The organism is Aeromonas sp. 25-AL00135, assembly GCF_054052385.1.
Genome location: NZ_JBSTYQ010000009.1, coordinates 1 through 13,737, shown reverse-complemented (window position 1 = coordinate 13,737; position 13,737 = coordinate 1). Strand labels below are relative to the sequence as shown.

At 59.9% G+C, this 13,737-nt stretch carries 10 protein-coding genes; 6 read left to right on the top strand and 4 right to left on the bottom strand.

All coding sequences use genetic code 11. The features are described 5' to 3' along the window. Nucleotides 1–10 precede the first annotated feature (10 nt). Complete coding sequence (locus tag ACW5XC_RS10000; RefSeq protein WP_042053664.1) at nt 11–1,975, top strand: LTA synthase family protein; 1,965 nt, start codon at nt 11–13, stop codon at nt 1,973–1,975. A 91-nt stretch (nt 1,976–2,066) separates the two neighbouring features. Here the strand turns inward: ACW5XC_RS10000 and ACW5XC_RS09995 are convergent, their stop codons facing one another. Beyond that, nucleotides 2,067–2,537, bottom strand: a complete 471-nt coding sequence (locus ACW5XC_RS09995; protein WP_005336001.1) for an Lrp/AsnC family transcriptional regulator — start codon at nt 2,535–2,537, stop codon at nt 2,067–2,069. A gap of 143 nt (nt 2,538–2,680) precedes the next feature. On the opposite strand from ACW5XC_RS09995, the gene ACW5XC_RS09990 reads away from it, so the two are divergent. Beyond that, complete coding sequence (locus ACW5XC_RS09990) at nt 2,681–3,199, top strand: cyclin-dependent kinase inhibitor 3 family protein (protein WP_042053665.1); 519 nt, start codon at nt 2,681–2,683, stop codon at nt 3,197–3,199. On the opposite strand, the gene metA is transcribed toward ACW5XC_RS09990, so the two are convergent. Next, nucleotides 3,200–4,147, bottom strand: a complete 948-nt coding sequence (metA, locus tag ACW5XC_RS09985) for a homoserine O-acetyltransferase MetA (protein WP_042053667.1) — start codon at nt 4,145–4,147, stop codon at nt 3,200–3,202. 144 nt (nt 4,148–4,291) lie between these two features. On the opposite strand from metA, the gene ACW5XC_RS09980 reads away from it, so the two are divergent. The 4 genes from ACW5XC_RS09980 to yidA all read left to right on the top strand — a co-directional run bounded on the left by ACW5XC_RS09980 (nt 4,292) and on the right by yidA (nt 9,574). After that, nucleotides 4,292–5,530, top strand: a complete 1,239-nt coding sequence (locus tag ACW5XC_RS09980) for an HD-GYP domain-containing protein (RefSeq protein ID WP_042053668.1) — start codon at nt 4,292–4,294, stop codon at nt 5,528–5,530. Nucleotides 5,531–5,583: 53 nt separating this feature from the next. Then, entirely contained in the window at nt 5,584–6,732 is a 1,149-nt protein-coding gene (locus ACW5XC_RS09975; RefSeq protein WP_042053669.1) for a competence/damage-inducible protein A, read from the top strand. A gap of 250 nt (nt 6,733–6,982) precedes the next feature. Next, nucleotides 6,983–8,650, top strand: a complete 1,668-nt coding sequence (locus ACW5XC_RS09970; protein ID WP_074042702.1) for a DUF342 domain-containing protein — start codon at nt 6,983–6,985, stop codon at nt 8,648–8,650. Between the two features lie 114 nt (nt 8,651–8,764). Next, entirely contained in the window at nt 8,765–9,574 is an 810-nt protein-coding gene (yidA, locus tag ACW5XC_RS09965) for a sugar-phosphatase (protein WP_042056408.1), read from the top strand. A 109-nt stretch (nt 9,575–9,683) separates the two neighbouring features. Here the strand turns inward: yidA and ACW5XC_RS09960 are convergent, their stop codons facing one another. Then, the gene (locus ACW5XC_RS09960; protein WP_042056410.1) at nt 9,684–12,767 is read right to left on the bottom strand and encodes a transglycosylase domain-containing protein; all 3,084 of its coding nucleotides are present in this window, start codon (nt 12,765–12,767) and stop codon (nt 9,684–9,686) included. A 208-nt stretch (nt 12,768–12,975) separates the two neighbouring features. After that, nucleotides 12,976–13,293 carry a PTS system regulator TmaR gene (gene tmaR, locus ACW5XC_RS09955; RefSeq protein ID WP_005336024.1) on the bottom strand — a complete coding sequence of 106 codons (318 nt, stop codon included), beginning with the start codon at nt 13,291–13,293 and terminating at the stop codon, nt 12,976–12,978. Nucleotides 13,294–13,737 lie beyond the last annotated feature (444 nt).

The window sequence follows — 13,737 nt, the reverse complement described above, 5'->3', positions numbered from 1 at the left end:
AGGAACAAACATGACAGATCTAAAACAGCGACTCGGCCCGTTTTGGCCCTTCGCCGTCTTCTGCGCGCTCGCGCTTTTCTCTCTCTCTTTCAGCCGAATCGCCCTCGGTATATGGCAACTGGAACGGGTGGATGCCGTGGCCGGTTGGCAGGAGATGCTGCTGCAAGGGATCCGGGTAGACTTTGCGACCCTCTGCTGGGTCTGGGGTGTCCCCGCCATGCTCACTCTGCTGCTGGCAGGCCCCCATGCCATCGGCCGAGGCTGGCTGCAACTGATGCGCGTCTGGCTGACCGTCGGACTCTGGCTGATGCTGTTCCTCGAGATCTCCACCCCCTCGTTTGTCACCGAGTATGGCGTGCGTCCCAACCGTCTCTATGTGGAGTACCTCATCTATCCGAAAGAGGTGTTCGCCATGCTGTGGGCGGGGCGCAAAGCCGAGCTGCTGCTGGCGGTACTCTTCAGTGGCGCCATGCTGACCGGCGGTTGGTGGCTGAGCGGCCGTCTGGTACGTGGCCTCAGCTTCCCCCGCTGGTATCTGCGTCCGGCCTTCGCCCTGCTCATTCTGGCCATAGGTTTTCTCGGTGCCCGCTCCAGTCTCGGCCACCGCGCCCTGAACCCGGCCATGGTCGCCTTTGCCGAGGATCCGCTGGTCAACTCGCTCACCGTCAACTCCGCCTACTCCCTCTTCTTTGCCATGAAGCAGATGGGCGCCGAGGAGGATGCCGGCCAGTTTTACGGCGAGATGACCCCTCAGAAGGTGCTCGAGGTCATGCGCAAGGAGAGTGGCCGTCCGGCCAGTGATTTCAACTCCGATCTGCTGCCCAGCCAGACCTTCAACGAGGCGAGCTTCCAGGGTAAACCGAAGAATCTGGTGATCCTGCTGCAGGAGAGCCTGGGCGCCCAGTTTGTCGGCTCCCTCGGCGGCCTGCCGCTCACCCCCAACATCGATGCCCTGTCGCAGCAGGGTTGGGCCTTCGAGCAGCTCTACGCCACCGGCACCCGCTCGGTGCGCGGTATCGAGGCGGTACTGACTGGCTTCACGCCGACCCCGGCACAGGCGGTGGTCAAACTCGGCAAGAGCCAGACCAACTTCTTCACCATCGCGGATCTGCTTAAGCAGCGGGGTTATGACACCAGCTTTATTTACGGCGGCGAGAGCCACTTCGACAACATGCGCAGTTTCTTCCTCGGCAACGGCTTCACCACCATCGTCGAACAGAAGGATTTCGACAATCCGGTGTTCAAGGGCTCCTGGGGCGCCTCCGATGAGGATCTGATGGCCAAGGCCGACGAGACCTTCAAGGCGCTGCACAAAGAGGGCAAACCCTTCTTCAGTCTGGTGTTTAGCTCCAGCAACCACGATCCGTTCGAATTCCCGGACAACCGCATCGAACTCTTCGAGCAACCCAAACAGACCCGCAACAACGCGGCCAAGTATGCGGATTACGCCATCGGCGAGTTCTTCAAGAAGGCTAAACAGTCCGAATACTGGAAAGACACCCTGTTTCTGGTCATCGCCGACCACGATAGCCGGGTCGGTGGCGCCAGTCTGGTGCCCATTCCCCGCTTTCATATTCCGGGGGTTATCATGGGCGACGGTATTGCGCCGAGAAAGGATCCGCGCATCGTCAGCCAGATCGACATGGCGCCGACCCTGCTCTCCCTGATGGGGATCAGTGCCGACTACCCCATGCTCGGCAAGGATCTGACCCGCATGCCCGCCGACTGGCCGGGGCGCGCCATCATGCAGTACGACAAGAACTTCGCCCTGATGCGCGGCAAGGATGTGGTGATCCTGCAACCGGAACGGGCGGCAGAGGGCTATGTCTACGACAATGCCAGCGAGAAGCTGACTCTGGCGGCGCAGCCGGACGCCTTGAAGGAGGATGCCCTCGGTCTTGCCCTGTGGGGCCGCATGGCCTATCAGAAGAGCCTCTATCAGACGGCCAAGGATGAACGCACCGCAGCCAATTGAGCTGCTCGTGCTGCTTCAACCCATAGCAGAATAGAAAAAACCGCCAGCTGGCGGTTTTTTCTATCTATTCATACTGTCGGCCCACTGGCCGTTATGGCTGGGGAAAGCAGGGCAGGGAGCGGCTGAACTTGTGCTCGAATACCAGCGAGGTTTCGAGGTGCACCACCTCTTCGCGGGAGGTGAAGTGATCAAAGACGAAGTTGCGCAGGTGCTCGGTATCGGAGACACAGAGGTGCACCAGAAAATCATCCTTGCCCCCCATGTGGAACAGACTGATCACTTCGGGCAGCGCCAGAATGGCATCGCGGAAAGCATCGATGATCTGACGGCTGTGACGGGCCAGCTGCAGGGAGACCATGGCCTGAATGTGACCACCGAGGGCCTGATAATCCACTTCGCAGTGCGCCCCCTTGAGCACGCCATCCTGCTGCAGCTTGCGCACCCGCTCCAGACAGGTGGAGGGGGCAACGCCCACCAGCGCGGCCAGATCCTTGTTGGTCATGCCCGCATCCCGAAACAGATGGGCCAGGATATCCAAATCCAGTTGATCCAGGTTTCTCATCTTAACTCCTTGAACCGCTCAATTTTTTAGACTCTGCCCGTAAACCGGGGCAAACACAACGGCCATTGACATCCCCCCTGCCCCGCCTATCCTTGGCGCCATTCACCGGTCGCAGCCCTGCGGCCACCACGCGAGGATCCGCCATGCACCCGTATCACCCCTTCTGGAGCCTTGAGGTTCCCCGTGTCGACGGTCAGCTGCTGCTGACCCCCTGCCCCGGCACCCAGCAGGTGCCGCTGACCCTGGCGCTCGATCAACTGCGGTTGGCCGGTGCCCACGGGGTGGTGACCCTGATGACAAGCGCCGAGTTGATCCGACTCGAACTGGCGCAGCTCGGCCAGCAGGTCGAACACGAAGGGATGCGCTGGTTCCATCTACCCATCGAGGATGATCTGGCCCCCGACACCGACTTCGAGGCTGCCTGGCAACAGGCGCTGCCGCAGTTGCGCGAGCTGCTGGGCGATGGCAAACATCTGGTCATCCACTGCAAAGGGGGCAGCGGTCGTACCGGTCTGGTCGCCGCCGCACTGCTGATGACCTTCGGCCAGCCACAGCAAGAGGCGATGGCCGCCATCAAGGCCCACAGATCCAAGGCGTTTACCCTGGCCTGCCACCGCCAGTGGCTCGACCAGCTGGCCGAGCGGCTGGCGCAGGGCGACTGACTACTTGCCTCCCTGGTCGTAGGTAAAGACCTTGCCGATATCTTCCACCCGATAGCTGGTGAGCTGATAAACGTAGTAGTTGAGCCAGTTGGCAAACAGCAGATGACCATGGCTGCGCCAGCTGGCGCGCGGGGTCCGGCTCGGATCGTTATTCGGGTAGTAGTTGACCGGAATGGCCGGGTCGAGCCCCGCCGCCAGATCCCGCTGATACTCCCCGTCCAGCGTCAGGGCATCGTACTCCGGGTGCCCGGTGACAAACACCTGACGACAATCCTTGGTCGCCGCCAGATAGACTCCCGCCTCTTCTGACTCGGCAAAAATCTGCAAGTCTGTCTGGGCACGGATCAGATCGCCATCAAACGCCGCATAACGGGAGTGCGGGGCGACGAACTCGTCATCGAAACCGCGCAGCAGCGGCTCATGCTCATCGAGGCGATGGTGGCGGTAAACCCCGGAGAGCTTCTCGCCGTGGGTCTGTTTCTCCATACCATAGAGCGCCTTGAGCGCCGCCTGCACCGCCCAGCAGAGGAACAGGGTGGAAGTGACATGCTGATGGGACCACTCGATGATCTCGACGATGCGCGGCCAGTAGACCACCTCTTCGAACTCCACCAGCCCGAGCGGCGCCCCTGTGATGATCATGCCGTCGTAGTTGTTGCCACGCACCTGCTCGAAGTCGTGATAGAAGTTCTCCAGATGGGCCTGCGGCGTGTTCTTTGACTCCCTGTCATCGATGCGCAGCAGATCCACATCCACCTGTAGCGGCGAGTTGGAGAGCATCCGCATCAGCTGGATCTCGGTCTCAATCTTCTTTGGCATCAGGTTGAGGATGAGCACCCGCAGCGGACGGATGTTCTGGGTGACGGCCCGGGATTCCGTCATCACGAAGATGTTCTCCTGCCCCAGCACTTCGGCGGCAGGTAACTGATCCGGGATCTTGATCGGCATGCTTACTCCCTGTACTGCATCAGTAAATATGTCTGGACATCCAGAAGCCTATAATAAAGCTCCTGCCCTGTCATCAGATACCTTTTGTATTCACCCCCGCCTTTGACTAGCATACGGCTCAGTGTGTCTCCTGCTTCCAAGATAATGACCGGTATCAAGATTTCCGTAGATCGACTGCAAGTCGGCAACTATGTCTCCCTGCCACTGGGGTGGCGCGAACACCCGTTCCTGTTTTCCAGCTTCAAGATCAAAAGTGAAGAAGAGATCGAGCTGATCCGCCGTCTCGGCCTGAAACTGGTCACCATCATTCCCGACAAGAGCGACGTTCCGCCCAAGCCCCTCAATCAGGTACAGCCTCAGCAACAAGAGAGCGCAGACGCCGCCCAGCGCCAGGCCCAGATGCAGCAGGAGAAGGAGCGCCGCATCGAGCAGTTGCAACTCTATCGCCGCAATCTGCAGCAGTGCGAGAAACAGTTCCAGCAGTCGCTGGCGCAGGTGCGCAGCGTGATGAGCAAGATCCAGTCCCGCCCCCTCAATGCTATCGGCGAGGCGCAGGAGCTGGTCAACGCCATGACCGAGCAACTGCTGTCGGTGGACGAGATGGTGCTCCATCTGGTCTCCGACAGCGAGGATGGCAACAACCTCTACTTCCACTCTCTCAACGTCAGTGTGCTCAGCATGCTGCTGGCCAAGGAGTGCAACATGTCGGCCGACGAGATCCGTCAGGTCGGCATGGGGGCGCTGTTCCACGACATCGGCAAACTGAAGATCCCGAGCCAGATCCTGCGCAAGACCGAGCCACTGACCAAGCCGGAGCAGAACCTGATGGCCCAGCACCCGCGCTACGGGCTGGATCTGCTCAATCTGGCCAAGGATTTCCCAGCCGAGGCGAAGGGGATCGTGCTGCATCACCACGAATATCTCGATGGCAGCGGGCCGGAAGGGCTCAAGGGCGGCCAGCTCGATCCGCTGACCCAGATGGTGTCGTTGATCAACGAGTACGATAACCTCTGCCACATGCAGGCCAAGGTGCCCTACTCGGCTCTGAGCGGCCTCTACAAGCAGCGCAAGGCGCAGTTCAATCCGGAGTACCTCAGCATGCTGATCCGGTTGATGGGGATCTATCCCCCCGGCAGCGTGGTGCAACTCTCCAACGGTCAGGTGGGGCTGGTAATGTCGGTCAATGCTTCCCGCCTGCTCTACCCCTCGGTACTGGTCTACGATCCGCGCATTCCCCGTCAGGAAGCGGCCATCATCGACCTGCAGCAAGCCGAACTGTCGATCGCCAAGGTGATCCACCCCAAACGACTGCCGCCCGCAGTGTTCGAGTACCTCAATCCGCGTACCCGGATCAGCTACTACTTCGAGCACAACAAAGCCTGATTGTGTTGGCCCGAGGCCAACCATTGCCACCCGTTTAACCCAAGGAGCCTGCCATGCGTATCGAGATCATCAGTACCGGAGACGAGATAGTGACGGGTCTGGTGGTGGATACCAACGCGGCCTGGCTCAGCGCTCTGCTGCTGGAACAGGGCTGGCAGGTGCGCCGTCGCCTGACGGTGGGTGACAACCTCGCTGACCTGAAAACGGTGCTGCAAGAGAGTGCCAGCCGCGCCGAGGTGGTGCTGGTGTGTGGCGGGCTCGGGCCCACTGCCGACGACCTCACTGCTCAGGCGGCAGCCGAGGCCTTTGACCAACCGCTCACCCTCTTCCCCGACTGGCTCGCTACCATCGAAGCGCGCTACGCCAGCCGTGGCCGCCCCATGGCACAAAGCAATGCCAAACAGGCATGGCTGCCACAGGGGTGCGAAATCCTCGACAACCCGGTTGGCACCGCCTGCGGCTTTGTGGTGCGAAGTGGCCAGAGCCAGCTCTTCTTCACCCCGGGCGTGCCGTTCGAATTCAAGCAGATGGTACGCGAGCAAATTCTGCCGCGCCTCAAACAGCTGGCCGGTGCACAGATCGATACCGAGCTGCGTCGCTTTTACACCTTCGGCATCTCGGAATCAGCCCTCAGCGATATGCTGGATGCCGCCCCCTGGCCCATGGGTATCGAGCTGGGTTACCGCTCCTCCATGCCCCTTATCGAGCTGAAGCTAATCGGCCACGGCGCCAGTACCGCTGACATGGAGAGTGCCGAGCGCCGACTGCTGGATACGATCCGCCCCTGGCTGGTTGGCAGCGGAGATACGGAACCGGCGCAGCAGACCCTGGCGCTACTGCAAGGCAAACCGCTGGCTCTGCTGGAGGGGGAGAGTGGCGGCGCGCTGCTGGCGCTTTGTCACGGCCATCCCCGGCTGGAGGCCAACTTCAGCACGCAACTGGCCGATGAGCTGGCACAACTGCCGACGACCGATGCGGGCCTGCAACTGACCATAGGGCGAGAGGGCGCAGAGGGGGTGCCACTGCTGCTCAGCGCCGATGGCATGCACATCGGTCAGACGGTCAAGGTCAGCCACCCCGACCCGGAGAGCCGCCGCAAGATCCTCGCCTTTGCCGCCCTCGACATGCTGCGCCGCCATATGCTGGGTGAGCCGGTACTCGGCGATTACCTCACCCTGGCCAGAACAGCCCAGCGCAGCTGATAACTACCGCCCCTGCCAGCGACCCTATGTTGCTGGCGCTGCGATCCGCCTTTTCACGCCATTGCCAAACAGCACCCATATTTATCCGGCCGCCATCACCGATTTGACTTCAATTCATTGACCATTCAGAGGAAATATCTGAATACTGCCCACTCTCAGGGTTGGTGACTCGCTTTATTAATCATTGAGAGATTAAATGACAGTAGAGGAGCGAGCCGATCGCTCCGTTTTCATCCTGCAAGGAGATGCGGTGTTAAGCAAAGAGTGGTTGCTGCTATCAAGCGATATGGAACTGGTCTGCCTGCGGATTGCCGCCGGTCTCACCAAACCTGTCACGGAACAGGATGTGCAGGCTCTGCTGCTCGCTTCCAACTGTCGCCGCTATCAGCCGCTGCCCGAGGGGATCAAACAGGCCATCAGTCTGCTCAATACCCTGCTCACCAACCCTGCCGCCCCCGTCCCTGCCAACCCCATCCCCATCGGCAAGCGTCAGGATGCCCGACTCGCCGTAATAGTGGAGAAGGATCGCATGAGCGCCATCGCCCAGATCACTGCCGACTGGGGGGGCAAGTATGTGACGCTGGAACAGCTGAAAGAGGCGATCGCCATCAGCGAAATCAAACAGGGGGTGAGTGAGCAACTGCTCACCGCTGCCATCCAGTCAGCCAAGGAAGCCGCCCCCGGCAGTCAGCTCAAGCTGGTGATTGCCAACGGCCAGCCTGCCGTCAATGGTCAGGACACTCGCTATGAGCGGCTGGTGGAGACCCCGGCCGAACGGATCCTCAAACCGCAGGAGCTGGGTCATGGCAAGGTCGATCTGCGGGATCTCGGCTCCATCGTCACCGTCAAGGCCGGTGCTCCGCTGATGCGCCGTCATCCGGCCACCGTCGGGGTGCCCGGTTTTACCGTGACCGGTCAGGACCTGCCCGCCAAGGATGGCAAAGACAGCCCGATGAGTGCTGGCGAGGGCACCTTTATCTCCCCCGACGATCCCGACCTGCTGATTGCCGGTCGGGCTGGCCTGCCCTGTCAGGAGAAAGCAGGCATGAAGGTGGACGAGGTGCTCAGCGTCAAACAGGTGGATGCCCGCCACGGCCACATTGATTTTGAAGGGGGCTTAATCGTCAGCGGCGACGTCAACCCGGGCATGAAGATCAGGGTCAGTGGTGATATCGTCATCGGCGGCTTTATCGAAGGAGGCTGGATCGAAGCTGGGGGCAGCATCACGGTACGCCACGGCATCATTGGCCGCCGCAACGAGCAGGGGGAGTACCTTTGCCAACTCAATGCGCAGGGGGAGATCCACGCCAGCTACGCCCAGTATGCCCAGCTGGAAGCGGGGGGGGATATCCAGATCCAGAGCCAGCTCAGCCACTGCTACTCCCGCAGCGGACAAGACATCAAGGTGGGCGATAGCAACATGCGCAAAGGCACTCTGCTGGGGGGCACCAGCATTGCCAATCGCCTGATCATGGCTCCCAGCCTGGGGGCAGAGGCCGCCAACCATACCCGGCTGCAGATCCTCGGCGGCTACTTCACCCACAAGGAGCAAGAACACCAGATCAAGCTGCGCCAGCAGGCGTGTCAGGCCCAGCTGGAGAAAATCAAGGAGCTGGTCATGAAGTTGCTGCAACTGCCCGGCGACAAGCGCAATCCGGATACCCTGCGCAAACTCAAACCGATCCGGGACCATCAGCTGGCCGAACTGGCCCAGCTCGATGAGCAGCTCACCGCCAACCAGGAGGAGCTGCGAAACTTGATGGCTCAGATGGAGGTCATTGCCACCCAACACCTCTACTCCGGCATCGAGGTCGAGATGGCCAGCTTCAAGCGCAAGGTTACCATCACCCGAGGCCCTACCCGCCTGACTATCCATGATGAAACCCTGGAGATGACCCCTTACGAGGGGCACAAATAGCTCAACCCAAACGGACCGCTCTCTGTGCCGACCGTGATCCCGCCGCCGATTTTCGCTACACTCGCCACTTCCTTGGCCCCACCGGGCGGGCCACCCAGACTCAGGTAGTGAGAGATGTACAAGCTGATCGCATTGGATATGGATGGCACCCTGCTCAACCCGCAGGGCCAGATTACTCCCCGCACCCACGCCGCCATCAGCGCCGCGCGCGCCAAAGGGGTAACCGTTGTGCTGGCCTCCGGCCGCCCCCTGGAAGGGATGAGCCGCTATCTGGAAGAGCTCGGCCTCACCACAGAGCATGACTACGTCATCTGCTACAACGGTGCTCTGGTGCAACAGGTGGCCGATCAGCGCATCATCCGCAGCCAGCTGCTGACTGGCAGTGACGCCAGCGCCGTCGCCAAACTGGCTGACGAGCTGGAGGTGAACGTCCACGGTTTCTCGGTGACCCGTGGCCTGATCAGTCCCCGTGTCAGCACCTACACCGAGCACGAATCTCGCCTGATAGGCATGCCGATCAATCTGATCGACTTCGCCACCCTGCCTGCCGACGAGCAGATCATGAAGGTGATGATGATCGACGAGCCGCCCCAGCTCTCCCGCGCCATCGAGCGACTGCCTGCAGAGCTCTATGAGCGCTATACCGTGGTACAGAGCGCCCCCTTCTTCCTCGAGTTCATGAACAAGCAGAGCAACAAGGGAACCGGCGTGGCCGCACTGGCCGAGCACCTTGGCCTGACCGCCGATCAGGTGATCTGCGTCGGGGATGCGGGCAACGATCGCCACATGATCGAATACGCAGGCCTCGGGGTTGCGATGGGCAATGCCACCGACGAGATCAAGGCTCTCGCCCAGCACACCACTGCCCGCAACGATGAAGATGGCGTAGCTCAGGTGATCGAACAGTTCGTACTGAACGCCTGACCGCAATCGAGCGCCGCTGCGTTCGATAAGGAAATAAAAACGGGGAGGCTGTCAGCCTCCCCGTTTTTTCTGGTCAGTTATCTGCGTGATGAGCGGTAATTCGCTCACATCACTGGTTCGCCAGACACTGGGTATGGGAGCCCGGTTGCAGGTAAGGCGTCAGCAGGGGAGCCATCCCCTTGAGCACCTGCACCGGCAGCGCCGAGGTGAAGCGGAACTTGTCAGACTGGCTACCCGGTACATAGGCGGTCAGAGTACCGAAGTGATCCTCACCCAGATAGAAAACGAAGGTCGCGGTGCGGTTGCGCGCCAGCGAGCTGGTCACGTTGCCATAACGACCCACGGTTTCAATCCGGTTATCCCCGGTCCCGGTCTTGCCCCCCATCTGCAGCACAGTGCCATCCGGCAGGGTAAAGGCACCGGCGATACGTCTTGCCGTGCCCCCTTCAACCACCTTGGAAAGCGCACTGCGCAGGGCGGCCGCCACCTCTGCCGGCATCACCCGGGTACCCTCGGTGTGCTGCGGCTCAAACTCGGTCTCGAAGGGCGTCCCCTTGGCGAACGAGAGGTGCTCGATACGCAGGGTTGGCGAGCGGACACCGCCATTCTGGATAATCCCCATCAGCTCGGCCAGTGCAGCCGGGCGATCGCCGGAGCTACCCAAGGCGGTCGCCAGCGAAGGCACCAGATGGTCGAACGGGTAACCGAGCTTGGCCCAGCGCTGATGGATATCGAGGAAGGCTTCAACCTCCAGCATGGTGCGGATCCGGCTGTCACGGGCACTGCGATGACGGGTCTTGAACAGCCAGCTGTAGACCTCTTGTCGCTCGTCACGACTGGCCGCCACCGCGTCGGCAAAGGTCGCCTTGTCGAACTCCTTGAGATAGGCCAGCAACCACAGCTCCAGCGGGTGAACCCGGGCGATGTAGCCCTGATCCGGCAGTGAATACTTGCCCGGGCCATAGCTCACATAGAGCTGATTGACCCGCTTGGCGCTCAACTTCTCCCGCGGCAACCGCTCCGCCAGGAAGGCAGCAAATGCGGCTTCGCTGGCTTCCGGCATCAGGTAGCGGTGAACCGCCGCCAGACGTACCGCACTCGGCTTGAGACCGTCAAGGAAGGTATCGAGCTGCTCCTCGGGAGTCTTGCCGCGATATTTGCGCCAGAAGCGCAGCAGATAGGTCTGGCCCTCTTTGTCAGCAAATTTGGCCAGATACTCCTGACGACGGGGATCCTTGTCATCCTTCAGCAACTGGGCACGGTTGCCCTCCTTGTAGAGGCTGTAGCGCACGATATCGCGCATCAGCCGCACAAAGGGCAAGTTAATCGACTCACGCAGAGAGTCACGCAACGTCGGAATGCGATTGTTATCCTCGCGGCGGAAGTTGTTGAAGGTGTGCATGCCGCCACCGGTAAAGAACCCTTCGTTGGGGCTGGCGGAGTATTTGCGATCCAGCGCCGCTTCCAGCATTACAGGCAGGCTCTTGTCCTGAGCCGTCATCAGATAGGTGATGGCCCAGCGGCTGAGGTTGTCCTGAGAGACTGCCGCCAATTTACGCAGATTCTCGACCGGCATCCCGGCATAGTTGTCGTGCAGCTCGGCCACGATCTCCAGATAGGTAGTCAGCACCCGCAACTTGGCGGTTGAGCCCAACTCCAGCTTGGAGCCTTCGTTGATATCGAACGGCTGATCGGTGTTGTCGGTCTGTACCCGCACCTTGAACCCTTCCGGCGATTTCTCGAACAGGGTGAAGCTGTAGCGCACATCGCCGGTCTTCTCCGGCGAGAGGAGGCGCTCACCAAACAGCCCTACCTGGGCGGCAAACGTCGGATCGGCCAGCTGTTGCAGATAACGGGAGATTTCGTTCTGCAGCGGCATGTTGAGGCTGGTATCGGCGGTCAGATCCATCCGGTCGAGGTCATAGAGCTGCACCCCGAGCTGACGGCTAAGGCGAGTACGGGCAACCTGCAACCCCTTGTTATTGTTCACCCGGGTGATCGCCGGGGACTGCAGGAAGTCCCGGAACGTAATCTTGGCCTTGAGCGCCGCCTCCATCAGAGGTGGCGTGATCATCCCCTCCTGCACAAACAGGCGCAGATAGCTGTCGGTCAGGGTAGCTAATGCCTCTCGCCCCTGAGCCAGATAGTAAGAGGGACGGCGGTGCGCAATCATCAAAGAGACAACCTGACGCAGGGCAAGCCCCTGCTCGGCCAGCGGTGCGTTCTGGTTGCGGGCGGGGTCCAGCAGACGGTTCACGTCATCGACATTGGCACCAAACCAGACCCAGAGACCATCCCCCAAACCATGCACCTCACCATATCCCGGCGCAGCCGAGAGCGGTACCGAGTTGAGGTAGGCCCAGGCGACCAGTTTGCGCGCTTCGAGGGTTTCCGGCCCGAGACGATAGGCCCGCACGCTGGCAGAGGCCATCTGACGGATCTTCTCGGTCGGCGACAGGGTCAGGCCATCCGGCGAGTGGCGATACTTCTCCACCTGGGTCGCCAGGGTACTGCCACCGGCAGATTGATCTTGCATATCGAGCGCCTTGCCCACTTGAGAGAGCGCGGCCTTGGCAAAACGGGGCCAGTCGACCGCCGGGTTGGCCAACGGCTCTTCGTTGCTCAGCAGATCGCGGTTCTCGATAAACAGCAGCGACTGGATGACGAGCGGTGGAATGGAGTCAAAATCCGGATAGTGATGGGTCGGATACTTGAATTGATAGAAGGGCTCAGCGCGGCAATCGTGCAGCGTCAGGCCAGCCTGCACCTTCTCGGTATAGGGTACGAAGAAGCCACGACTGGCGTAGTCATAGAGCGCGTCGGAGAAATGCACCTGCTTGCTGACTTCATAGCCCCGCTGAAGCAAACGCTCCTGCATCATCGGCAGTTGCACATAGCCGAGCCGCTTGTCGAACGGGCCATCCTCAGGGAAAGCGATCTGCTTGCTCTGGCCAGGCTCGACCTGATAGGTGAGCTTGGCGGCATAGCGGGAGATCTCCTGAGATTGCAGCTTCGAGGTTTTCATCTCATAGCCAACCAGAGCGATCACCGCCCCCAGGCACAATAAAAAGAGAAAACAGAACAGCCAACGCCACCAGGGACGGCGCTTACGCTTTGGGTTCCCGTCCGAGGTCTGGACAGATGAATCTTGAGATGCCACTTGTGTCAAATCCGTCTGTTCTGATGCGCCCATATCAGCCCCACCATGGTTGCGCAATTTATTGTGTTTCACTCAAGCTTAGTCTTTTCAAGTCAATGGCTTGAAACTATTGACCGCTTTGTGGTGATGGTAACAGGGCAATTCTAAAAAGGGGAGCCGATTGTTGCAGGAGTGGCAGAGATCCGAGCTGATAACAAAACACCGGCCAGTGGCCGGTGTCTCTTAAGCGAAAGCTGAATGCTTATTTGTGAGAGCTCATGCCCTTCAATTTGGTGCTCAGCTCTTTACGCTCTTTGGAAAGCTCGGCGTTCTTGATGATGTGGTCATCCACGCGCTCTTCATAGTCCGCGCGCATGTTGGCGATGATCGCCTGTACATCATCAATGCTCATGCCCGGCTTGATGTAGTCGCTCAGGTTGTCGAGCAGCAGCACGCGCTTCTGGTTGTCACGGATCTTCTTCTCGTTATCCGCAATTTCACGCTTGAGTTTGTTCTGGCGACGGGACATACGCACATATTCCAGTACATCGCTGAAGGTGGACTTGTTTACTTGTTCCATATCGATACCACTGACTTAAGGTTGATAAAAACTGGCCAAGTTACACCTGGAACCCGGCAAACTCGGCACGGGACAGGCAAACTCAAGATGCCCTTACTCTACCGGGTTATAAGCGAGATACAACCCTAATCGCGCGCCATGAACAGAGTTTGGCCAAAAGTAAACCAGTTAAAATGGCCAGTAATCCATCAGGTAAGGGCTTGATATAGATAGAAAATGGAGGAGATAACAGGGTTTTAGTTCTCTTCCTGCAGATAAATGCTAACACTGGCTGTTTAACACGCTAAAAACAGCAGAGTCCAGTCTCACGACTGGGCTCTGCTGTGCAAATCTGTGGTTCTTATGGACAAAACCGCCCATAGCAAAAAGGCCTTCCCAATCGGGAAGGCCTTCAAATTAGTGGCGGAGCGGACGGGACTCGAACCCGCGACCCCCGGCGTGACA

What these genes read in the sequence shown, in the direction of transcription:
- ACW5XC_RS10000 (WP_042053664.1), top strand. Translation starts at nt 11, where the DNA reads ATGACAGATCTAAAACAGCGACTCGGCCCGTTTTGGCCCTTCGCCGTC.
- ACW5XC_RS09995 (WP_005336001.1), bottom strand. Translation starts at nt 2,537, where the DNA reads ATGAGAAACCTGGATCAACTGGATTTGGATATCCTGGCCCATCTGTTT.
- ACW5XC_RS09990 (WP_042053665.1), top strand. Translation starts at nt 2,681, where the DNA reads ATGCACCCGTATCACCCCTTCTGGAGCCTTGAGGTTCCCCGTGTCGAC.
- metA (WP_042053667.1), bottom strand. Translation starts at nt 4,147, where the DNA reads ATGCCGATCAAGATCCCGGATCAGTTACCTGCCGCCGAAGTGCTGGGG.
- ACW5XC_RS09980 (WP_042053668.1), top strand. Translation starts at nt 4,292, where the DNA reads ATGACCGGTATCAAGATTTCCGTAGATCGACTGCAAGTCGGCAACTAT.
- ACW5XC_RS09975 (WP_042053669.1), top strand. Translation starts at nt 5,584, where the DNA reads ATGCGTATCGAGATCATCAGTACCGGAGACGAGATAGTGACGGGTCTG.
- yidA (WP_042056408.1), top strand. Translation starts at nt 8,765, where the DNA reads ATGTACAAGCTGATCGCATTGGATATGGATGGCACCCTGCTCAACCCG.
- ACW5XC_RS09960 (WP_042056410.1), bottom strand. Translation starts at nt 12,767, where the DNA reads ATGGGCGCATCAGAACAGACGGATTTGACACAAGTGGCATCTCAAGAT.
- tmaR (WP_005336024.1), bottom strand. Translation starts at nt 13,293, where the DNA reads ATGGAACAAGTAAACAAGTCCACCTTCAGCGATGTACTGGAATATGTG.